Origin of the sequence: Butyrivibrio sp. MC2013, assembly GCF_000424585.1 — a bacterium.
Classification (GTDB): Bacteria; Bacillota; Clostridia; order Lachnospirales; family Lachnospiraceae; genus Butyrivibrio.
The window spans coordinates 50,661-74,643 of record NZ_AUKE01000018.1; the positions used below are offsets into that span (position 1 = coordinate 50,661).

Here is a 23,983-nt window from a genome sequence, read left to right on the forward strand (position 1 = left end):
CATCTATTTAGTGAACAGGAGGAAAGCAAATGAAAGTGAGCAAACTGTTATCAAAGATATGTTCTTATTTGCTCGTGATATCACTTGTTTGGACAGGAATGCCGGTACAGGCAGCTCCTGCATTTACAGGTGAGGACGAGTCAGATATTGAACAGTCTGAGGTAAGATATGGTAATGATCTGTTCTCTGCTCAGGAGCATGAAAACGAGTGGGCCGTTACTTTCTATGACTATTATTCTGGTTCTTCGTCTTGGGAGTTTTGGTCTACTGTTTATGTACAGAAGGATACAGCCTTTGGTGATAATCTGGACAACGTATCACCACAAGGCAGACTGGGCTATGCATTTGAAGGCTGGTTTACAGATGGAAATTCAGGGAGCATGCCTCAAACTGATCCCCTGGATGAGAATACCATCATAACAGAAGCCAGGAATTATTATGCATATTATACGCAACTGGTTGACCCTGTATTTAATGAAACTTATCTTTCGGCTTCTACAATTTATTATGGGGTACCCTATAATTTTGATGATTCGTTAAATACTCTATTTACTAATGCAGCTTCTTTTCCCGAAGGCGCAGAGATAGATTTCTCGAGTTCTGATGAAACTGTGGCTACAGTATCCGCAGACGGCAGTACTATTACAACTGTTAAGCCGGGTAGCTGCAATATCACAGCCACTCTTAAGTCTAAATATGGCAATACGTTGGGATCAGCCTCTCATGCCTTTACTGTTGAAAAGAGGCCTATTAAGATTGAGGCTGGAAGCCTTAGCAAGGTTTATGACGGAATCGCGCTTACAGAAGATGATTATACAGTATACCCTTCTAATGGAACAAACCTTGTTGATGGTTTAGGCCTTGCATCCGGTGATGCTATCAATGAAGTAACTATGACTGCGGCTTCCACAATTACAAATGTTGGCAGCTGTGACAATGTTATAGGTAGCGTAACCTTGACAGGCGATAAGGTATTTTTGGATTATTATGATCCTACATATGTTAATGGTACATTGACTGTAACACAGAGACCCATTAAGCTTCAGTCAGCAGGCGATAGCAAGGTATATGATGGTACAGCGCTTACTAAAAATGCAGCTACTGATGTTTCCCTTGTTGTGGATGACACTTATCTTGCTCTGGTAGACGGACATACTGTTGTTCCTACAATTACCGGAACTCAAACAGCAGTTGGAGACAGTGATAATACTTTCACTGCTATGATTGAGGATGGCGAACATCATGATTTAACTGCTAACTATAATATAGAGTATGTATTTGGTACTCTGTCTGTAACACTTGCTCAGTTTGAAGGTATAACTTCTAGTGATTTTTCAGGGACCTATGATGGCAATTCAAAAAGCTTTTATTTAACAGGAGTTCCTGACGGAGCTACTGTTAAGTATAGAACAAGCGAATCAGGTGAATACGACCTTACAGAAAAGCCTGGATTCTATATTGGCAATCATACAGTTTATTGGCAGGTTACTAAGAGTGGATATACACCTTTAGAGGGATCTGCAAACGTAAATATTGCAAAGGCTACAGCAACAGCTGCAGCTGATGGCGAAGCTGAAGGAGTAGTAACAGTACCTTATGACGGAGACTTGCACGGCATATCACTGACAGTTAAAGATGGTGGTCAAAATGTGGTGGCTCCTGCTAAGTATACTGTATACTTTGGCACAACAGCTGAAAATTGTGATCAGAGCTCGCTGACATATGCTGAAGTAGGCGAATACCCTATATTCTATAAAGTTGTATCAGATTATTATAATGATATTACTGGTTCAACGATACTGAAAATAGGTGGTCAGGTGGCAGTAGCACAGACTCCGCCAGTAGCAAATAACAGGGATTACAATGGGAATGAAGACTTCCTTGTAACGTTAGGACTTACTGCTGATGGTAATATAAGGTATACTCTTGGAACTTCAACAGCACCTGATACTACAGGATGGGGCTCTAATAGACCTAAGGCTACAAATGCGGGCACATATTACGTTTGGTATTATGTAAGAGGTGATGAGAACCATAGTAATTCTGAGCCTATCTGTATTCCTGTTACTATTAGCAAGGTTGCTATCGATGCAGCTACAACTGCGCCTACAGCCATTAATACAACTTATAATGGTTCTGCTAAGGAACTGGTAAATCCCGGATCTAATTCTCAGGGAACAATGTACTATCAGGCTACTGATACAAATGATCAGCCTGCTACTACAACAGGTTTTAGTACATCTATCCCGACAAGGACTAATGCAGGTACCTATTATGTATGGTATTACATAAAAGGTGATAGCAATCATCTCGATAGCTCGATTTCTGCTTCGGCAGTTACGGTTACTATTTCGCCAAAGATGGCCGCTGTTACAACTACTCCTGCAGCAAATACGCTGTCATATACAGGTGCATCCCAGACGCTTATAACAGCCGGAGTAGCAGAAGCCGGAACACTTTATTACAGACTGGGGGCTGGCGGAGTTTGGTCCACATCTTTACCGTCAGCAACTGGTGCCGGAACATATGATGTGTATTACTATGTTAATACAAGTGGTCTATCAAACTATACAGATAATGGTTCCACGACCTCTCCATTAGGACCTATAAATGTAACTATATCAAGAGTAGATCCCAGCGTAACAACACCTACAGCTAAAACAGGTTTAGTATACAATGGTTCAAGTCAGGTTTTGGTAAATTATGCTACAAGTTCTGACGGTACTGTAAAGTATAGCTTGGGTACAGCTACGGTATGCAATAATAACTGGTATCCTGATGCTTCGCAGACAGAAGCCGGAACATATTATGTATGGTATAAGGTAACAGGCGATTCTAATCATAATGATCTTGGACCTCTGGGGCCTGTTCAGGTTACAATTGCTCAGGCTTCGCCAAGTTATGATCATTGGCCTGATCAGTCAACATCTAGCTTGACTTATGACGGAACCAATTATAATCTGATGAGTTCTTTGGGATCTGATTTAGATTCCGGTACATGGTATTATGCAGTATCTCCATCAGCTAGTGAACGTCCTGCTGATTCAGCATTTGGAACAGGTAATTATTATAAGGCAGATGCAGGTACATGGTATGTATGGTGCAAATATGTTCCGACTAGTGGCAATTATAGTACAGTTGTAAACCGCGCGGATTACGGCCCTGTTACGATTTCTCTTGCTGGATCTTCATTTATAGGAAGCTTTTATAAGGGGTTTGATACCAGATATGATGAAAGCGAGAAGACGCTGATAGGAGTAAGCCCTCGTAATATTTCATTGGATCCTTATGACGGTTATTATACTATCGGTGGTACCCTCAAGTACAAGGTAGAAGTATTTACACCTGAAGTAGGCGAACTCTATTATGATAGACCGGATTCTTATCAAAAAATAGTATCCAATGGTTCAGGAGGATACCGTTATACAGGAACAGCTCCTGCCAAAGATACAGATGACTGGATTTCACTGGCACATGGCACTAGTTACTATGCTTCTAATTTACCTAAAGCAACTGAGGCAAGGATCTACATTGTATGGTATTACGTAGATGGCGATCCTAACCATTCTGATACAGCTGTTAGCAATTATGTAGTTGAGATACCTAAGTCACGTATTGTTATCACAGCTAATAACGTTACCATAGAGTATGGTGAGAACTGGGAGAACTATCTGAACTCCACAGTTACCAAGTATACTCTTGCTGACGATTATTGGAATCCTAATGACTATGAGCTGCTTAAGCTCGACTATGGTAAGCAGAATAACACTCATGTAGGAACATATACTTATACTCCTGCATTGCCTGACTCTGAGAGATTCCTTTATAACCTGAACTATCAGAAGCAGACCTATAATCAGGGTACTATTACTATTGTACCTGCTCCGTTGACAGTTACTGCCGGAAGCTTTTCAAAGATGCATGGCATCGAGGACGTTGATGTTGCAGGTGTGGAATTCCCTAACTACACATACTGGACAGCTACAGGCTTTAAGTATCAAGAGAGTAAGGAAACGCTGACCGCTGCAACAGCGGTTGAGCCTTACACTCTTAAAGTAAAGGTAGACAGAGCAGAAGGCGAGGATTACGGCAATTATGCAATTACTGCAGTATCTTACGATCCTAATGATCCTAGCCGTGTGTTTAGTACCTACAGAGTCTACAACGCAGATCACAGTGAATATGTAGACTATGACCAGCAGGGTGACTACTACATCATCTATGAGGCCGGCAATTGTGAGATCAAGTCCAGAGATATTAATCAGGATTATCTGACAGCACCTGTTGAGGATAATTGGCAGACATATGTTAGACATGATCTGGTATACGACGGAGAAGACCAAGATCTCCTCGCTGTTAAGCCTACATACGAAGCTGATGATGTAGAAGGCAAGATCAGGTATTATGTATCTGAAACCGAGATCAATCCTATAGACATCCCTGTTGAGGGCTGGACGGATGCACCTGCTCCGCCTATGGCAATGCATGCCGGACACTACTATGTATACTACTACGTTGATAATAGTGACAATGTTAACTATGATGATCTGACAGTTACTTTTATAAGAGGCCTGGATTATGAGAATCCTCTTGAAGTGGATATTGCCAAGGCTCCTGCACCTATTATCGATGATTATCATGTAGATCTGGTAAGAGCAGTTGACTCTCATGAGTTCTCAGGAAGATTCACTCCTGAAGGAAGTGTAGCCGTAGATGATGGTGATTTGGTAACCTTCCCTACGTACTATTCAGGACTGGGAGTAAACTATGAGATTACTCAGGGTAGTGTGATTTCAGCTGATGGCAGGTCATCGCTTGAAGCAAGGCTCAGTACGCTGGCAGCTAAGATCCGTATGGGCGCTGATCCTGATAATGCACCCGGCAAAGTTGTTGCAGAAAAGGTTACCCTTTCTGCCAGAGGTACAACAGGTAATATCACAGTTAATGTAACTACTGCATCTGGTACAGAATTTAGACCTGTAGATGATGGAGATGCTACACCTGTTCTCTACGAAGACTTTGAAGTTGCAAATGTTAATATCACCTTCTCTATCAAGGGTCAGGAAGAAAATGATCCTATAGAGTCCGGCGAGATGGATGCTGAATTCATAGATGATATCCCTACGGCTATCATTGGAGAAGATGCTGATGGTAATCCTTATGGATACAAGTGTCTGGTATATGACGGAACAGCCCTTACACCTGAAGTCATTGTTAGAAACGGAACAAAGACACTGACCAAGAATGTGGATTACACTATCTCTTATAAGAATAATAAGAAAGCCAACGCTCTTATCTATGAGGTTCGTGATCCTGAAAACAATGCACCTTATACTATCGTAGAAGAAGCAGTCTACGATGACGATGATAACATTGTAGATTACAAGGATGAAGACTATAATGCAATCCTCAAGAAGAAGGGCAAGAATGTAACTCTGGCATCTGTTATCATCAAGGGCAAGGGCAACTATACCGGAACCAAGGTGCTGTATTTCATCATTGCCAAAGCGGATATTGCTAATGCACAGGCAGGCAACACCGTAGTTACCAATGGTAAGAAGGCAGCTCCTATACTGACTTATAAGGGTAGTGTACTTAAGAAGGGCACTCATTACACAGCTAATCTGAACAAGGTATACTATGTTGGCGGAGCTCACGATCCTATCATCATTACCGGTAAAGGTAACTTTGCAGGTACTAAAGAGGTAGATATCGAAGTAGCTGCTACTTACAAGAAGTTTACAGCTTCACTGGCAAGCGGTATTGACTTTACCTACAATGCTGAAGAGCATTACCTGACAGAGGACCAGCTGATAGTAAGAGATGCAGGTTCCAAGGAAGTATTGCACGTCGGCACTGATTACAAGCTCAGCTATTCAAATGCAGTAAATGCAGGAACAGTTAAGGTTACTATCACAGGCTCCGGTCTCTATAAGGGCAAGGTAACCAAGAGCTATAAGATCAAACCTGCCAAGGATGCACAGTTTACAGTTACCAATAAGGCAAAACTTGAAGATGTTGGCTTTACATATTCAAAGGCAGGCGTAACACCTCCTGTATATGTAACAGCGGATATCGACAGCAATCACAGAGGAGTATCCCTTGTAGCAGGTAGAGATTACAAGGTTACTTACAGTCAGAATAAGAAGGTAGGATACGGCAAGGCTACTATCACCTTCATGGGTAACTTCAAGGGCGCAGGTCCTGAGAAGGGCGGCAAGGCATATCAGTACTTCAAGATCAAACAGGCAGAACTGGATGATGGCGGACTGGCATGGAGTGTATCAACACCTTTTATCTTCAGTGCAAATAAGAAGACCTTTGGTTCCTATAAGCTGACAACAGGCAAGAACTTTGTAGTAACCTACAACAACATAGCTATTAACACCAAGGATTATACAATTGAATACTATTCCAACCCTGAGCGTACTGCTAAGCTTAAGAACAGCACCAAGATCAGCAACAAGTTTAACGAGGAAGGTGTTCAGACTGTATATGTAAGACTTAAGAATAACAGCAAGAACAAGAACTACAAGAATGCCGTAATAGATACTATTCACTATGACATCCAGCGTAATAACAGCAGGAAGGTTACAGCCGGCAGAAAGGACGTCAAGGTACAGCTGATCAACAAGAATACCGGTAAGGTTGCCAGTGCTCAGTATACAGGCCAGGAGATTGAATTTGATCCTACAGATGAAGATAATGATCTTTGGATCATGGTAACCGTAGGCAGCGGCAAGAAGCGCGAGGTTTATATCTGGTCAGGTCTTGGCGAAGCAGATCCTAAGCCTGCCTGGTGGCCTACAAAGTATTATAAGGGCGATGTAAGCGATCACTTCAATATTGATGTTGTCAATAATACCTTGAAGGGTACAGGCTACATCATACTTGAGTCCAAGCTTGACAGTGAGAGATTCGACGGCAGTAAGATCGCTAAATTCAAGATTGTATCCAATAATGTGAAGAACACTATTGCGGATATCGTGACCACCCTGTTTATGACCTGATAGCGAATCTGCTATGAGAGACTTGTTAATTAAATAGCATCACCGGGGATGAGCCCGGGAGTATTGAGCGGAGCGCGTCAGCGCTCCGCTCTTTTTTCGTGTATAATGTATTGAGAAATTTACTGAGTGATGACCTTAAAGCATACATTCTTGGATAAAACATCCAAGAATGTATGCAAATAGGCCATTTATAAGCAGCTAAAGCTGCTGGGCCTATTTGCCAGATTCATGTTCTCACGAAACACGCAGTAAATGCGTGTTTCTGAATGGTCATCTAATAATACATACATTCTTGGATAAAATATCCAAGAATGTATGCAAATAGGCCATTTGAGAGCGGCTAGGGCCGCTGGGCCTATTTGCCAGCAACATGTTCTCACGAAACACGCAGTAAATGCGTGTTTCTGAAGGTATGTCTAATAACATATATCATTTAAAGTATCTGGTAGGAGACTGACAAATCGTGAAGAAACTGATCGTATGCGGCGCGGGGGCAGCAGGTATGGCTGCCGCGATCATGGCTGCCCGTAAAGGAATAGATGTAACTGTCATAGAGAAGACTGAGGTAGCTGGGAAGAAGCTGACCATGACCGGTAATGGCAGGTGCAATCTGACCAATGAGGATATGTCTGCGGACTGCTATAATCCCGCTGCCAGAGAATATATGGATAAAGCACTTCATATCTTTAGCTGGCAGGATACTGTCTCCTTTTTTGAGAGTATGGGGCTGATAACAGAGAGCGAAGAGGGCTATCTCTATCCGGTATCAGGTCAGGCTACGACAGTAAGAGATATCATGCTCCTGGAGCTTGAGAGACTGGGAGTGGAGATCATCTACGGGCAGCAGGTCAAGGAAGTGCTCACATGTGATGCGTCTGTTACCGGCGTCAGGACAGACAAGGGGAGATACCCTGCAGACCATGTGATACTTGCTATGGGCGGCAAGGCAGGCCCATCCTCTACAAAGTCTACAGGTGACGGCTACTATATAGCCGGTAAGGCAGGGCTGTCTGTGGCTGAAACAAGGCCTGCTCTTACAGGACTATTGACTGACGAGTTGACCTTTAAAGGCGGAGCGGGCGTCAGGAGTCTTGCCAATATCAGTCTCTGCTTTTATGATGGAGAAGGATTGGAAAGAATAGCAGCTACAGAGTACGGGGAAGTGCAGCTGACCGATGGCAGGATATCAGGTATCCCGGCTATGCAGCTGAGCAGGCAGGCGGGAGAGCTGATGGGCGAGAGGCCCTTTGCAGAGATAGACTTCCTGCCTGCATATACTGATGAGACTTTTGAAGCTATGCTGGGATCTGTCCTTGCTGCTGCTGAGGGCAGGACCGTGACTCAGCTCCTGTCGGGAGTCTGCAACAGTCATCTGGCAGAATTGATCTGCAGGATCTGCAGGATAGCTCCTGATATGAAAGTGATCAGGGGAGAGCGCTCCGCTGATCAGGCTGCAGAAGCTGTCAGGCGTTTACGGAAGGTCAGGATAGCTATCAAGGGCTTATCTGACTATGACAAGGCTCAGGTCACCACAGGCGGTGTAGAGCTGAAGGACCTGTCAGATGACCTGGAGGCTGCAAACTGCCGAGGGCTCTATGTAATAGGCGAACTTGCAGATGTTGACGGCAGATGCGGCGGCTACAACCTGCAATGGGCATGGACCAGTGCCTATATAGCCGGCAGAGCTATTTGCAGATGATTGATTAAAATAATATATGTATATTACTGATAGTTACTTTTAAGGATAGTTATGATCAAGATTTCTGATATAAAAATAGTAAATGATACAGATAAAGAAGCTTATATAAACGGAGTAGGGGACCCGGCTGCCCTGGAGCGCTTTCTCGTAAAATATGCGGCAGGAGAACTTAGGTGCCCGGCTAAGGATATAAGAAGCCTGAAGGTCTTAAAGCATTCCATTGATGCCAGGAAGAAGCCTGACATAGTGGATATATATGCTGTGGCAGTAGAGCTTTCCGCCACAGAGGGTATGGAGCCTGCCAAAGCCCGTTCTATTGAAGAGAAGCTGATCAAAAAGAGCAGGAATAAGAAAGCTCTGATCTATGAAGAGAAGCGATATGTCTTCCCTTCAGGAGGAGACAGGGCCATGACCCAAAGGCCTGTTGTAGCAGGTATGGGTCCCGGTGGCCTCTTTGCAGCTTATGAGCTTGCCCTTCACGGCTACAGGCCCATAGTCATAGAGAGGGGCCGATGCGTAGAAGACAGGGGCGCAGATGTGGAGCGCTTTTGGAATACAGGGGTTCTGGATCCTGAGAGCAACGTGCAGTTTGGCGAGGGGGGAGCAGGAGCCTTTTCCGATGGCAAGCTCAATACCCTTGTCAAGGACAAGGATGGAAGAGGCGCCCATGCGTTGGAGGTCTTTGTGGCATCAGGAGCTCCAAAAGAGATCCTCTATGAATCCAAGCCCCATATAGGGACAGATAAGCTGGTGACTGTAGTTAGGAATATGCGCAGGGAGATCATAGACAGAGGCGGCGAAGTCTTTTTTGAGACCAGGCTTACAGAGCTGATAAAGGGAGAAGATGGCCGGCTGACAGGTATCAAGGTGGCAGATAAGGATGGCGAGAGAGTGATTGGGACTTCTCAGCTCATCCTGGCCATAGGTCACAGCGCCAGAGATACCTTTGAAGAGCTTCATAAGGAAAAAATACTCATGGAGCCCAAGGCTTTTGCAGTGGGACTTAGAGTGGAGCACAGGCAGTCCGATATCGATATGTCCCAGTACGGCAGGCAGAGGGGAGAGAGCCTTCCTGCAGCTCCTTACAAGCTGGTGCATAATACTTCTGAAGGAAGAGGTGTATACTCTTTTTGCATGTGCCCCGGTGGACATGTGGTCAATGCCTCTTCGGAAGAGGGGCGCCTGTGCGTCAATGGCATGAGTTATTACGCAAGGGACAGCAGAAACGCAAATTCTGCTATAATAGTCACTATCAGCCCTGAGGATTACGGAGATGGCAGTGTATTGTCGGGAGTAGCATTCCAGAGAGAGATTGAGCGCAGAGCTTACCTGGCAGGCGGCGGCGCTATTCCTGTGGAATATTATAAGGATTTTAAAGACGGGTCACAGGCGCCCCTTTCCTATGAAGAAGAGGGCAGGCAGGACTGGAACAGGCCCTGCTGTAAGGGAAATTGCAGCTTCTCTGATGTGAGGTCTATACTACCTGAATATATTAATCGGTCTTTGATAGAGGGTATCGAGAGATTCGGATCTATCATAAAGGGCTATAATAAAGATGATGTGCTGCTGGAAGGCGTAGAAGCCAGGACCTCATCACCTGTAAGGATACTGCGTGATGAGAAGATGGTCAGCCCTTCCCTTAAGGGCCTTTATCCCTGCGGAGAAGGGGCCGGATATGCAGGAGGCATCATGTCTGCAGCTATGGATGGCATCAAGGTGGCAGCTGCCATCGCAGAGGAATATCATCCGGCTTTTTGATAAGCTTTTGATGTTATTGTTGTATTAACGGGATCAATGTACCTAGTCTGATACATTGAGTCATGCTAAGGAAACGATATGAGTACTAATGATAAGATAAAGCCCCTTGAGGCCAGGAAGGACGGCCTTAGGAGGCGCAGCGAACTCTCTCCCGAGAGGATGCGGGCTGAATCAGAGGCTATCACCGATAGGGTGACAGGGCTAAAGCGCTATAGGGAAGCCGATAAGGTGCTGGTCTACGCATCCTACGGCTCTGAAGTGGATACAGCCGCGCTGATATCCAGGTCTCTCCTCCTGGGCAAGAAGGTCTATTGCCCCAAGGTGACAGATCCTAAGTCCGGTCATATGGAATTCTACCGCATATTGAGTTCAGGCGAGCTTTCCAAGGGATATCACGGCATACCTGAGCCTAATATCACAGAGGATGGGAAGAGCTCTGACGAAAATGATAATGCTGGCAGAAGCGCCGGGCATAGGATATATCTAAAGGGCAGGAACAGGGATCATTCTGCGACTATAGTGCTGGTGCCGGGTACTGCTTTTGACAGGGAGCTTAACAGATGCGGCTATGGCGGCGGCTTCTATGACAGGTATCTGGAGGAACTCCCCGGTGCTTGTCTCTGCGGTATCTGCTATGATGAGCAGATACATGACAAGGCTATAGATACTGCAGCTCATGACAGGAAGATGGATATGATCATATCCGCCGGAGCTGTTATCTCGTGATCAGTAAAAGGAATATTATGAAGAATCTTAATTTATCAGCAGTAAGTGAAAATCTGACAAAAGACATAGGCTCCAGACGAAGGGAGCTTATAGATATAGCAAAGCGCCTGGGGGAAAATGGCCTCCTGGTGCGTACTTGGGGCAATATCTCAGTGCGTGACGGCAAGGATCATATGCTCATCAGTCCCAGCGGTATCAGATATGAGGATATGGAAGCTGACAATATATGCAGGGTCAATATCAGAGACCTGAGCTGGGATGGCAAGCTCAAGCCCTCCAGTGAGATGCTGGTACATGCGGCTGCTTATATTGCAAGGCCTGACTGCGAATACATCGTGCACACTCATCAGACCTATGCTACAGTGGCTTCCTGCCTTGGTATCAAGGACCTGAAGATTTATTCGGATGATTATGATCTGAGGATACCTGTGGCAGATTATGCTCTGCCCGGTACTGCAAGGCTGGCTGACAACGTGGCCTCATGTCTTAACAGGCACAGGGGATCTGACTTTATCCTTCTTTCCAACCATGGCACCCTTTGCCTGGGAGAGAGCGCAGATGAATGCGTAGAGCAGTCTGTATATATGGAAAAAGCCTGCAGGCATTATCTGACTGATAAGTGCAGGACTGATCTGGACTGCGGCATAGTAAAGGGCTACGACTCCCATATGGAGGACGGCAGGATAGTATACGAGGACGGGGATGTTCCTCAGAGAGTTAAGAGGATTCACGAGGAGATCTACAAAAAGCGCCCCGACGTCAGCTATATAGTACATAACAAGTCTGAAGCAAGCCTCATTGTATCCAGAAGAGCCACTGTGCTCAGGCCCCTTTTGGATGATTTTGCCCAGATTATAGGCACGGGTGTCAGGATACCCTTTAATTATCATGGCAGGGACGGCGGAAGGCTCATTGTATCCTCTAAGGTAAACTGTGTATTTGTACCTGACGACGGTGTATACTGCCTGGGCGACGATCTGGAGGAAGCAAGGGCAGCAGCTCTCATCGCCGATAAAGCCTGCATTGCCCAGGTGGCAGCCTCCAGATCCGGTCACGGCAAGGCCCTTGGCCTCATAGACTGTATGAAGATGAATCGCAATTACCGCAAAAAATACGCAGCACTTGCCAAGAAATAGTTGGCGAATTAGTGCAGTAATGGTCGCATCTGTGGTATCATATTACTATAACTTTTGGGGAAGCTGATTTGTTACAATCGGAGGATGGACAGATGGCAGAGAAGACAGCAAAAGACAAGCGATATGTGGCATACGTATCAAGCTATACTAATGGAACGGGGGACAAATACGGTATCCGTATCTATGATGTGGATGTTGCAAAAGGACGCATGACCGAGAAGGATAAGGTTGTGATCACCAATTCATCCTATATCACTCAGTCCAAGAAGAAGACACATCTGTATTCAATTACTGATTTTGGAGTAGAATCCTACAGGATAGAAAAAGACGGATCTCTGACAATGCTCAATGAAGAGTCTATCAACGGTATGAGAGGCTGTTATCTCTCAACTGATTATGAGGATAAGTTCCTTTTTTGCGGAGGCTATCATGATGGTAAGGTGACAGTCCTTCGCCTGAATGATGACGGCAGCATTGGGCCTATCACAGATGAGATATATCAAAAGGGCCTTGGCGCTGCTGCAGGACGTAATCATATGCCTCATGTGCAGTGCTCGCGTATGACCAAGGACAATAAGTTCCTCTGCGTGGCAGATCTGGGCATGGACAGGATCAATGTGTATAGGCTCGACCACGAGACCGGCAAGCTTGAAAATGCCGATGTGATCCACTGTGATCAGAATTCATCACCCAGACACCTGCGCTTTAGTGCAGACGGAGAGTTCCTCTATGTGGTAACAGAGCAGAAGAATTCCATAGACGTGTATCATTACAAGGTAGATGCTAATGATATGCCTGATTTTGAGAGGATACAGTCCGTGTCCACTATAGATGAGCCTGATATCCAGGGCGTGGCTTCCAGTGCGCTGAGCTTCTCCGAAGACTACAGCTACCTGGTATCATCCAATATGGGTGAGAATTATGTGGACGTATATAAGGCAGACAAGAAGACCGGCAAGCTCAAGAAGATGCTGGGACTGCCTATTTCCGGAGAATATCCCAAGGATGCCTGCCTCTTCCCTGATAACAAGCATCTGGTATCTCTCAATCACGAGTCCAATACCATGACCTTCTTTACTGTTAATATGAACCAGGGTACACTGGTCATGAACGGACCCGAGATCAAGGTGGATCAGCCCAACTGCATAGTATTCCATGAGATCACAGAATAAGTCCTGATATCGGAATACTTCAATTGAATAATCAAGCTTTAACCCCCAGGCTTTTGCCTGGGGGTTGCGCATTTATAGTGGAGTGGCATTTTAGTATGCTGCTTCTTTTTTTGTCCCAAAACTGTTTGCTTCTAAATATAAATCTATTTTAAGAAAGTGATATTTGCAATGTAGAGGCTGATATCATCACTAATAATCGCTTTTACGCTGCGATATGATTGTTGCATATTCGTTCTTGAGTGCAGCAGTTGTTCCGGCAGAAGATTGCAGTGGAGATATTGGGGGATATATGAACAATATTAGAAAAATCGTGATTGCAGATGATGAGCCTGTGCAGCGTGAAGTTCTCTCTGACATTTTGAGCGTTATCGCAAAGGATGCGCAGATTACCCTTTGCTCCGATGGGGCTCTGGCTTACCGGGTAATAGAAAATGAATGGGTTGACGTGTTGATAACAGATATCAAAATGCCCTGTATGGATGGTATGGAATTGATAAAGCTTGTCTCGGAAAACTATCCCACAGTTAAGATCGTCCTTATCAGTGCTTACAGGGAGTTTGAATATGCTCAAAAGGCATTACACTTCAGAGTTTTTGAATATCTGATAAAGCCCTTCAGAATAGAGACCGTGAAAAATGTTTTAGAGAAAATGGACGCTGCTATTATGTCAGAAAATCAAAATCATGATCATAAGCTGGCTGAATTTATGAATGGGATTGTCAGTAAGGATGCCTTGGAAACGCCTGTTTTAAACAGGATTGACTATGCGGGAATGGTTCTGGCATTTCGCTGGAAAGAGTCCGGCCAAAAGAGCAGAGAGGGGAGCATTTCTAAAACACAGCAAAAAGTCCTTATGAGAAGGCTCTCAGAGCTTTTTGCAGGTTGCTATATCATACAGGCAGCCAAAGGCTTGGACCCCCTGGAGAATAGAGTGGATGTGATCGCACCGGGTTTTGAAGAGGAGCAGTGCAGAGAAATTGTGGAAGCCCTTTTGGAGGAGATGTCCCATAAGGGCATTGTTTTTTGGTGCGGCCTGTCCGGAGTGACCGATAATATTGCGGATCATATTAGCCAAACAGTTTCAGAGGCTCAGGAGATGCTGTCATTTTCATTTTATGAAAATGAGCGGGGCAGAGTATTTCCCTGGAAGACATACATAGGCAACATGGAGATTCAGCTGGGCTCTCTGGCATCCCTTGATAATGAGATCAGAAAGGACGTTCACAAGGGAGATGGAGACATGGCTGTTCAAAGATTAAGAAGGCTGGAACAACGCTTCGGATGCGAGCCATATCTTTCGCCTATAAGAGTTCGTCACAGTGTATCCTCGCTTATTATGGGGATCATAAGGGATTTAGAAGGTATGATACCGCAGCCTGAGTATGACAGCCTGATAAATGAAGCTTATGACAGCTATGGCAAATGTGATTCATTAAGAGAGCTTTTTGAAATTTCCTATGATCTGCTTACACGTGAAAGTGCATATATTAGTCAGGAACTGCACCGGTCTGATACGGTGGAGATGATCATTGCATATGTGAACAGACACTTCCGTGAAGACATTTCCCTTCAGATGCTGGCAGAAAGAGTACACTTTTCTGCCAATTATTTATCGGCGCAGATCAAGAAAAGAGTAGGAATGCCCTATATAGAATACATATTATCCCTTCGTCTGAAGGAGGCGTGCAGGCTATTACTAAACTCGGATCTGAAAGTAAAAGATGTTGCCCAAAATAGCGGCTTTAATGATACCAGTTATTTCAACAGGATTTTCAGGCGTTTCTATCAACTATCACCGGAACAGTATCGAAAGGCACATAAAAAATGTTGAAAACAGGCAGGATGGCTATTAAACCTATTGGGCTTGCTGTAAAGCTCTGCGTTATATTGATCTTGTTTGCTATAGTTCCTCTGCTATTTATGCAAAGAGCAGTTGTAGAGCTCTATGAAAAAAATATCATAAAGACAACCTGCGACAGTAGCCTTGCAACAGTCATAGCAAATAATAAGGCTTTGGATCTGATACTTGGGGGTGTTGAAACAAGCACGCAGCTGATGCTGGGAAGTGATTTTTACTATGATATTTTTTCTAAGATGAATGATTTTACGGTGGCAGATCGTATTCGATATGACCGTTTATTAACAAGTGAGATATCCAGGCAGTTTATAGCACAGAGTGAAGTTGCTGAAGCCTATTTGTATGCAGCTGACTGGATATACGGAAGACATAGCAGCGAGATAACAACTACAGTCACGGATGTCCAAAATGCAGCCTGGAATAATATCGCGCATGAGGCCATGGGATTGCCTGTATGGATCAGCGGATATGATTATGGAGAGGCTACAGGGTCCGAATATTTGCAGCAAAAAGGTGATTATTCTTTTCGCTATATTTTGACTATGGTCAGGGAAATGAATTTTCAATTTCCCCGTTTTGGAACCTACTATACCCTTCCTCAAATAGAAGAGATACCGGTATTGGTAGTACATATCAAGGAGAATAGTATCAGGAAAACCTTTGAGGGAAGCATCAAATACAGGGATAGTCTGTATACCCTTGTAAATGAGGAGGGGACTGTTATTTCGTCTGATAATGAAGTCTTTCCCATACATTCCCAGGTGCCGGAGGATATCAGCTCTTTTAATGGTAAGAGCGGATACTGCTTTCTGGATCACGAAGGCAGGCAATATTTATTGTGCTATGATTCCCTGGATGGGCGCGGCTTTTTGTCTTTTGCTCTTATTCCCATGGATAATCTCATGGAAGATGCTGTATCTCAGATCAGATTTGTGAAGAATTTCTTTTCTCTATTACTGATCCTGTTATCGGTTGTTGTTGCAATCTTGCTTTCCAGAACTATGACCAGCCCTGTATATGCTCTTGTCAAAGCTTCTAAACGCGTGGCTGGCGGAGATTTTTGTGCAGATACGCCGCTTCCAAGACAAAGAGAGCTGCGGGTTTTAACAGAGAGCTTTAATCAGATGGAAAGGGATATCAGTAAGCTTATCTATGAGAATTATGAGATCTCACTAAGGGAAAAAGAAACTCAGCTGATGGCCTTGTCCATGCAAATCAATCCCCATTTTTTATACAACACTCTAAATACGATCAATTTGATCTCTATCAGGAATAAGGATTATGAGACTTCGGATCTCATAGTGAGCTTATCGGAAATGCTTCAATACACTTATAAAGATCAAACGGAAAAAGGCAGGGTAGAGGATGAATATGCATGGATATCCAATTACCTTTATATCATGTCAGGAAGATATAAGGGTGTTTTCAGAAGTGAAATAGAAATTGACGAGGACGTAATGGATGAGAAGATCCCAAAGCTTATCTTACAGCCACTTGCTGAAAATGCTATTTTACATGGTTTTAGAAATATAGATCATATGGGTGTTTTGAAGATAGAGATCAAAAAAGATGAGAATGCGCTGCATCTGACAGTAGCTGACAATGGAGCGGGTATGACAATGGAAGAATTGGAGAAATATAAGGAGGCTGCAGCACAAAATGGACACGTGGGAATATCTAATGTTCACAGGCGTCTGACTCTTATTTATGGAGAAGGGTATGATTTTGACGTCAGCACATCACCGGGAATTGGTACTCAGATCAGCATTGATTTGTTCTATAATCGTTGATTTATCCAATGGAGAGCGCCGGAGAGCCTATGCTATATTGATATCGCGAACATGTGCGTAAAAATAAAGTGGTTGCAACTACAAGATTAAGGAGAGGGTTTCTATGAAAAAAAGAAGACTATTCAATATTTTTGTGGCAGGCATGGTGATCATGGCTATGACCGGATGCAGCTCAAATGAAGCGGGAGGATCAAAGGCTGCAGAGGCCAAAGGTGACGTTGTAGAAGTCAGATTTACAGAATGGGACGGCGGCGATACACTGGCAGTTTATGAAGAGATCGCAGAGAATTTCAATAAGACCCACCCGGGGATACATGTGACGATCATGAATATACCTGATGAATATGACACCAAGCTGACAACCATGATAGCCGGAAATGACACTCCGGAGATCTGTATGATGAACAGTGACACTTTGCTTTTTCCTCTGGCAGAAGAGGGAATAGTCCTGAATATGCAGGATTATATAGCAAAAGACTCTGATTTTGATGTGTCTGCGTTGGGAGATCAGTTTAAATATATGCTAAATGCTGATTACATGGCAGGCTACGGTATCGGCTCGGAAAACATATGTATGTTTTACAATCCCGGCCTATTTGAAGAATACGGTGTTGAGGAGCCGCCTGCAAAATATTCCGATGCCTGGGACTGGGATACTTTTGTAAATACTGCTCAAAAGCTGACAATCGACAAAAATGGCAAAAATGCTCTGGATCCTGACTTTGATGCAGATAATATCGATATCTATGGTGTAAATATCCAGAAATGGTGGGCAGGTATCATGCCGTTTTTATATGGCGAAGGAATGGAATACCTGACTGAGGACGGACAATCCATTGCATATGCTTCTGAGCAGGGAATAGATGTCCTTCAGAAACTGGCCGACTTAACATATGTGTATCATGTTGCGCCTACACCTACTGCAGGAGAGACTATGCCGGGATTGTCCGAAGCACTTGCTACCAACAAGGTGGCTATGAGCTTTGACGGTCAGTGGTCCAATGCGGGACTGATGGAAGATGGTGTTGAATACAATGTGGCTGCACTTCCCAGGATGGGAGACACGGCAAGTACTGTAGCTACCTATGGCGCTATCTCTTTGATGAAAACAGATAAGGCTGATGAAGCATTTGAATTTATTAAATATCTGCTTACAGAAACAGGAGTATGTGCGCCTCTGCAGCAGTCAGGCCTGTGGCTGCCCACAAATATGAAAGAGTATGATGATGCCTATATGCAGTCCATGATCACGGACAAGCATCCTTCTAACTACTATGATGCAGTCGTAAAACCTATGATCGACGGAACTGCCAAGACGCCTGTTACTGTATATGTCAAGAACTTTAGCAAGATCAATGATGTGATCACACCTGCCCTGGATGACTTGTGGTCCGGTGAAAAGACTGCTGCAGAAGTGATGGGCGAGATAAAGGATGAAGCAGATGCACAGGTGCAGGGCTTCTATGGTAAATGACGATGAAGGTGATGACTGTCAAAAGAGCAGGGGAGGGTAACATCATAGGGTGGGCTTTTGCCATGCCTGCGCTGCTGGGTTTATTCGTATTTAACCTGGGACCTATGCTCCTGAGCGGCTACTATAGCTTATGCGATTATTCTATATTGGGGACGCCTAAATGGGCAGGATTAAAAAACTATATTAATCTTCTAAATGGTAGTATGGGTAATTTTTGGATAGCTGCTAAGGTGACAGCCCTGTATGCTGTCATGGCTGTTCCTGCAAATCTTGCATTCGCATTTATGATCGCATTGCTGTTGAACAGAGACATGAAAGGAAGAGCTGTATTCAGATCTATTTTCTATCTGCCCTGTATTCTTCCTGCAGTTGCTTCCAGCTTTGTATGGATACTTTTGATGAATCCTGATTTTGGCCTTTTTAATACACTGCTTGAATGGCTGCATCTCCCTACCAGTTATTTCTTTTGGGGGAAAGATAGTGTATTGCCGTCTATTGTCTTTATGGGAATATGGGGGACCGGTTCAACACAGGTGATCTTCCTGGCCGGTCTCCAGGATATCCCGAGAGTGTATTACGAAGCTCTCCAGATAGACGGAGGTAATGCCTGGCACAAATTTCTGAATATCACATTACCTATGATATCGCCCACATTGTTTTTTAATCTGGTCATGGGCATGATCGGCGCCCTGCAGGTATTTGGTCAGGCATACATCATCACAGAGGGAGGACCAAATAATGCTTCGCTCTTCTATGTATACGAGCTATGGCGTCAGGCCTTTAAATATATGGATATGGGCGTAGCATCAGCAATGGCATGGCTGTTGTTCTTTGTGGTATTATTGCTTACCCTTTTGGTGTTTAAGACGTCCAAAAAATGGGTGTATTATGAAGGAGGAGATGAACGATGAAATTGACTAAAAGAATTATGCTGGATCTCATAGTTTGTCTCCTGGCATTTGTATGCATCATTCCTCTCTACTGGATGATAAGGTCCTCTTTCATGAAAAACACGGATATATACAGCATGAAGCCCTTTGTTATCTGGCCAAGGGAGATGCTCTGGAGTAATTATGGCTTAGCGCTAAAGACGGCCGACTTTCTGGGATATGCAGTAAATACGCTGGTCATTGTCGGCGGATGTCTGGTCGGTACTTTGCTGACGTCTTCCATGGCAGCATTTGCTTTTTCCAGGATTGAGTGGAAGGGCAGGGACATTTGCTTTGCGCTTATTCTGACAACTATGATGCTGCCGGGGACTGTAACGCTTATTCCTCAATTCATGATCTGGAAAAATCTGCATATGGTTAATACCTTCTGGCCCCTTATATTGCCTTCCTTTTTTGGCGGAGGTGCCTTCAATATCTTTTTGATGCGTCAGTTTTTTCTGGGCATTCCAAGGGAAATGGATGAGGCAGCCAAAATAGACGGCGCAGGCCCGGTCCAGATCTATTTCAGGATCATACTTCCCTTGGCAAGATCGGTCATGATCGTAGTGGCCTTATTTACCTTCCTTAATAACTGGAATGACTTTTTCGGGCCGATCATATATTTGAATGATAAGGAACATTTCACCTTGGCACTGGGCCTCTTGCAGTTTAGAGGGGATTATCAATCAAAATGGAATCTTCTGATGGCAGCTTCGACAATTGTTGTTTCACCTTGCATCATTACCTTTTTGTTTGGGCAGAAACATTTGATTGAAGGCATTGCTATGACCGGTATGAAGGCGTGATAGAAAGGGATCAAAAATGTGTTTTATGAGGAAATACTCCGGAAGGCCTGTGGAGCTTGATGAGGTGGTTGTCACAGACGGCTTTTGGAAAAAAGAGCAGGAGCTTGTGGAAAATACTACAATAGGAGCAGTCTATGACCGTTTTGAAGAGACCGGCCGCTTTGAAGCTCTTAAATGTGAGTGGAAAGAGGGAATGCCCGGTAAACCGCACATTTTCTGGGAATCGGATATTACGAAATGGATCGAAGGGGCCGCGTATTTTCTTTCTAAAAAAAGGGATCCTGTCCTTGAAGAGAAAATAGATATTCTTGTGGACAGGATGGAGAGATATCAGGATGAGGACGGCTATCTAAACGTGTATTTTACCGTGGTTGAACCCGGGGAGCGTTTTGTGAGGCGAACAGACCATGAGCTCTACTGCGCAGGTCATCTGATTGAGGGTGCCATCGCTTATGCCAAGGCTACTGGCAAGACCAAAATGCTGGATATTGCAGTGAAATATATAGATCTCATAGATCGTGTATTTCGCATAGAGCATTCTGCGGCATTTGATACTCCGGGACATGAAGAAATAGAGCTCGCTCTAGTGAAGCTCTACCGTTATACAGGTAAGGAACGCTACAAGCTCCTGGCAGAATATTTTTTGGATATGAGGGGCAAAAGCGCTAGGGATAGCACATATGATTTTGCAGATCAGGAGCATATGCAGTCACATTTGCCTGTGAGAGATCAAAAGACTGCTGAGGGACACTGCGTCCGTGCCCTCTATCTTTATAGTGCCATGGCAGATATGGCAATGCTTAATAGTGAAGATGCCCTGGCGGAGGCCTGTCAGGCCTTGTTTGAGAATATCACTGAGAAAAGGATCTATATCACAGGCGGGATTGGCTCAACCTATCGCGGAGAGTCCTTTACCTTTGATTATGATCTGCCGGAATATACTGCCTACAATGAGACATGCGCCTCCATTGCCCTTACAATGTTTTGCAAGAGGATGTGGCTGATCGAGGCTGATGGAAAATATGCGGACTGGGCGGAAAGGGCACTGTATAATACGGTGCTTGGCGGTATCTCACTGGCGGGGGACAGCTTCTATTATGAGAATCCTCTGGCGGCAGATCCAAGGAGGAACCGTTTTAACTCATCAAGGGCCCAGGGACTTAGGGAGCATTTGCCCATATTGGAAAGGGTGAAAGTATTTGACTGCTCCTGTTGTCCGCCTAATCTGATCCGTATGATAGGTTCAATCGGCGAATATATGTATTCCTCATCCGGGGATACCATATATACCCAGTGCTATATGAGCGGAGATGCTGGAATCTGCCTTGGTGATCAGCTGATCAGATTATCTCAAAGGACAGAATATCCTATGGATGGACGCGTAGAGATAGAGGTGGAGACAAAGGGGGTATTTAAGCTTGCCCTGCGTATCCCTAACTGGTGCAGCGATCATAGGATCATGGTAAATGGGGAGCAGTGCAGCTGTGATATTTGGCATTCATATGCAATCCTGGACAGATCCTGGGAAAAGGGCGATAGGGTAGAACTGATCCTGAAAATGGATACTCTATTCGTTGAAGCAAATCGCGATGTCGTAGACGTGGCCGGCCGTGTGGCGGTCATGAGAGGCCCCCTTGTATACTGCGCGGAGGGAATAGACAATGAAGATCTACCTCTGCGTGATATCAGACTGGATCCTGGAGCTCTTCCTGCTCTTGGCACCAGGGTGATAGCAGGAAGAACCCTTCCTTCCCTTGTACTGGAGGGGACTTTGCGCCCCGAAATGCAGGGCTTATACAGAAGATACACAAGAAATAGAGAGAAGATCTCCCTGACGATGATTCCCTATTTTGCATGGGCAAACAGAGGGATCACAGAGATGAATACCTGGTTTCTTGCGGATTGATCAGCTCCTTTTGGCTTCTATTGCAGATCTGCGGTATGCACCCGGGGACATATGATAGGCCCTGTAAAAGTATTTATACAGGCTTGCATAGTCCCCAAAGCCGCAGTCCCTGGCAACTATTTCAATAGGATCTGTTCCAAACTCTAAAAATCTGGCAGCCATTTTTATTCGAAGGTCGATCAGATACTCGTAAGGCGTGATATGGTACTTTTTCTTAAAAACGTTGATAAGATGATTTTTGGAAAAATGAAACTGCGCCGAAAGACCTTCCAGCGTGATCTTCTCGCTGTAATGTGCTGCCAGATATTTTGCTATGCGCTCTTCTACTGTGAGAGGGAGCTTCCCTGTATATAAGAGAGAAAGGATCTTGTAAAACACTGCAAGTCTCTCTGCATTGCTTACTACTGCATGAGAGAGGGAGTCCATCTCCTTCATGACAGGCATTAGTCCTTCTATGTCAAAATAACCTCTTCTCGGCAATAAATGCCTTTCATCATCATTGTCTTTATTTCCCCAATCGGCATAAAAATGTATATAGAGATACTGAGGGGCATCGCTTGCAACTTCGCCCGCCTGGTGCAGACCGTGCCTTTGGATATAATATTCCCCGGGGGCAAGCTCGTACTCCAGGCCATCCTCTGAAAACCTGAGCACGCCTTTAAAGACCATTATCAATACGTCATCTGCGCAGTCCCGTTCGATATGGTGCTCCCCTTTCTGAAAATATCTGAAGCTTGCAAAATAATAGTTTATAGGTTTATCGAGATTGATTCCATTCATAGAAATACCTTCTATCTGAAAATAAGAGCAGTAACAACTTGCAGCGTCGGCTTTTCTTTCATCTGCCAGCTTTTAAGGCGGCCCTGGTTTGATATAAACAATATTTGATCTATCATAAAATATACGCTAGATATATAAAAACGCTTATCAATAGCGATACAGGTTATATGTGAACTATTATAAAATGTGATATTTGTAATATACAAACCATTATACACAGTATTATAAGCGATTTAACTATTGTATTCTCTCTATCTCTTTTCACAATCGCGCCGCCGTGTACGAACACCATAACTGTTCCCTTTTCTGGTGAATATCTTGATCGCGCTGCTGCAGAAGATTATTTTCCGCAGTGAGCTTTCACTTCAAATGGTTTGTTTTGCTTGATTCTTCAAATGAAGCCTTTGGGCGCCCACGAGAAAGCTGTTTGAGCAGTGCGAAGGGGGGATATAGTCCGGTCAATGGTCATTTGGCGGCTTGCCGGCAAATAAAGGGTATCTGATGCCAGTCTCAGGCGTGCCTGAGAGAGTGGTATCAGATACCCTTTAATTAAGGGCGCGAAGCGAACTTAATGACCATTTGCAAATGTCAATATAAAAATGTAGGATTTATCTCAAATAAAGATGTATGAAAAACAACATTTTTATTTGAGATTTTTTAATTGTCTTCAGTCATAAACTGCATTTGATCCTTGAGCCTGTATGATGGTCCATTGATGTTTATGACAGAACAGTGATGAAGTAGCCTGTCCAACAAAGCATTTGTAAGAACTGGCTCCTGAAATATATCAGCCCACTTAGAGAAGGGGCTATTTGTAGTGATTATAGTTGATGACTTCTCATATCTTTTGGCTATCAGGTTGAAGAACAGATTTGCTGAATCAACATCCATCTTCTGATAGCCAAGCTCGTCTATAATCAACACTTTATATCTACAGAA

General features: G+C 44.2%; 14 protein-coding genes. 12 read left to right on the forward strand and 2 right to left on the reverse strand.

Annotated features, from left to right (window positions below; genetic code table 11):
• Nucleotides 1–29 precede the first annotated feature (29 nt).
• The 12 genes from G636_RS0110520 to G636_RS0110575 all read left to right on the forward strand — a co-directional run bounded on the left by G636_RS0110520 (nt 30) and on the right by G636_RS0110575 (nt 22,264).
• Complete coding sequence (locus G636_RS0110520) at nt 30–7,010, forward strand: hypothetical protein (protein WP_026508026.1); 6,981 nt, start codon at nt 30–32, stop codon at nt 7,008–7,010.
• 463 nt (nt 7,011–7,473) lie between these two features.
• Complete coding sequence (locus G636_RS0110525; protein ID WP_026508027.1) at nt 7,474–8,709, forward strand: aminoacetone oxidase family FAD-binding enzyme; 1,236 nt, start codon at nt 7,474–7,476, stop codon at nt 8,707–8,709.
• 51 nt (nt 8,710–8,760) lie between these two features.
• On the forward strand, nt 8,761–10,467 hold the full coding sequence (locus tag G636_RS0110530; RefSeq protein WP_026508028.1) for an NAD(P)/FAD-dependent oxidoreductase: 1,707 nt from the start codon (nt 8,761–8,763) through the stop codon (nt 10,465–10,467).
• Nucleotides 10,468–10,545: 78 nt separating this feature from the next.
• A complete protein-coding gene (locus G636_RS0110535; RefSeq protein WP_026508029.1) occupies nt 10,546–11,193 on the forward strand; it encodes a 5-formyltetrahydrofolate cyclo-ligase in 648 nt (215 codons plus the stop codon).
• 17 nt (nt 11,194–11,210) lie between these two features.
• Nucleotides 11,211–12,329, forward strand: coding sequence for a class II aldolase/adducin family protein (locus G636_RS0110540; RefSeq protein ID WP_026508030.1), 1,119 nt, complete (start codon nt 11,211–11,213; stop codon nt 12,327–12,329).
• Nucleotides 12,330–12,421: 92 nt separating this feature from the next.
• On the forward strand, nt 12,422–13,501 hold the full coding sequence (locus G636_RS0110545) for a lactonase family protein (protein WP_026508031.1): 1,080 nt from the start codon (nt 12,422–12,424) through the stop codon (nt 13,499–13,501).
• A 289-nt stretch (nt 13,502–13,790) separates the two neighbouring features.
• A complete protein-coding gene (locus G636_RS0110550; protein WP_026508032.1) occupies nt 13,791–15,332 on the forward strand; it encodes a response regulator transcription factor in 1,542 nt (513 codons plus the stop codon).
• Between the two features lie 11 nt (nt 15,333–15,343).
• Nucleotides 15,344–17,149, forward strand: coding sequence for a sensor histidine kinase (locus G636_RS0110555; protein WP_196803088.1), 1,806 nt, complete (start codon nt 15,344–15,346; stop codon nt 17,147–17,149).
• 103 nt (nt 17,150–17,252) lie between these two features.
• Nucleotides 17,253–18,623, forward strand: a complete 1,371-nt coding sequence (locus G636_RS18195; protein ID WP_051226884.1) for an extracellular solute-binding protein — start codon at nt 17,253–17,255, stop codon at nt 18,621–18,623.
• 2 nt (nt 18,624–18,625) lie between these two features.
• Complete coding sequence (locus G636_RS0110565; RefSeq protein ID WP_026508034.1) at nt 18,626–19,534, forward strand: carbohydrate ABC transporter permease; 909 nt, start codon at nt 18,626–18,628, stop codon at nt 19,532–19,534.
• Entirely contained in the window at nt 19,531–20,358 is an 828-nt protein-coding gene (locus tag G636_RS0110570; RefSeq protein WP_026508035.1) for a carbohydrate ABC transporter permease, read from the forward strand. The genes G636_RS0110565 and G636_RS0110570 overlap by 4 nt, the downstream gene beginning before the upstream one ends.
• Nucleotides 20,359–20,383: 25 nt before the next feature.
• A complete protein-coding gene (locus G636_RS0110575; protein ID WP_196803089.1) occupies nt 20,384–22,264 on the forward strand; it encodes a glycoside hydrolase family 127 protein in 1,881 nt (626 codons plus the stop codon).
• On the opposite strand, the gene G636_RS0110580 is transcribed toward G636_RS0110575, so the two are convergent.
• Nucleotides 22,265–23,044, reverse strand: a complete 780-nt coding sequence (locus G636_RS0110580; protein ID WP_026508037.1) for an AraC family transcriptional regulator — start codon at nt 23,042–23,044, stop codon at nt 22,265–22,267.
• A 657-nt stretch (nt 23,045–23,701) separates the two neighbouring features.
• The coding region (locus G636_RS0110585; RefSeq protein ID WP_026508038.1) for an ATP-binding protein at nt 23,702–23,983 on the reverse strand (282 nt) is incomplete at its 5' end.

Coding starts and splice junctions, on each gene's coding strand:
- G636_RS0110575 (WP_196803089.1), top strand. CDS start 20,384: ATGAGGAAATACTCCGGAAGGCCTGTGGAGCTTGATGAGGTGGTTGTC.
- G636_RS0110545 (WP_026508031.1), top strand. CDS start 12,422: ATGGCAGAGAAGACAGCAAAAGACAAGCGATATGTGGCATACGTATCA.
- G636_RS0110535 (WP_026508029.1), top strand. CDS start 10,546: ATGAGTACTAATGATAAGATAAAGCCCCTTGAGGCCAGGAAGGACGGC.
- G636_RS0110550 (WP_026508032.1), top strand. CDS start 13,791: ATGAACAATATTAGAAAAATCGTGATTGCAGATGATGAGCCTGTGCAG.
- G636_RS0110520 (WP_026508026.1), top strand. CDS start 30: ATGAAAGTGAGCAAACTGTTATCAAAGATATGTTCTTATTTGCTCGTG.
- G636_RS18195 (WP_051226884.1), top strand. CDS start 17,253: ATGAAAAAAAGAAGACTATTCAATATTTTTGTGGCAGGCATGGTGATC.
- G636_RS0110530 (WP_026508028.1), top strand. CDS start 8,761: ATGATCAAGATTTCTGATATAAAAATAGTAAATGATACAGATAAAGAA.
- G636_RS0110580 (WP_026508037.1), bottom strand. CDS start 23,044: ATGAATGGAATCAATCTCGATAAACCTATAAACTATTATTTTGCAAGC.
- G636_RS0110555 (WP_196803088.1), top strand. CDS start 15,344: ATGGCTATTAAACCTATTGGGCTTGCTGTAAAGCTCTGCGTTATATTG.
- G636_RS0110570 (WP_026508035.1), top strand. CDS start 19,531: ATGAAATTGACTAAAAGAATTATGCTGGATCTCATAGTTTGTCTCCTG.
- G636_RS0110540 (WP_026508030.1), top strand. CDS start 11,211: ATGAAGAATCTTAATTTATCAGCAGTAAGTGAAAATCTGACAAAAGAC.
- G636_RS0110565 (WP_026508034.1), top strand. CDS start 18,626: ATGAAGGTGATGACTGTCAAAAGAGCAGGGGAGGGTAACATCATAGGG.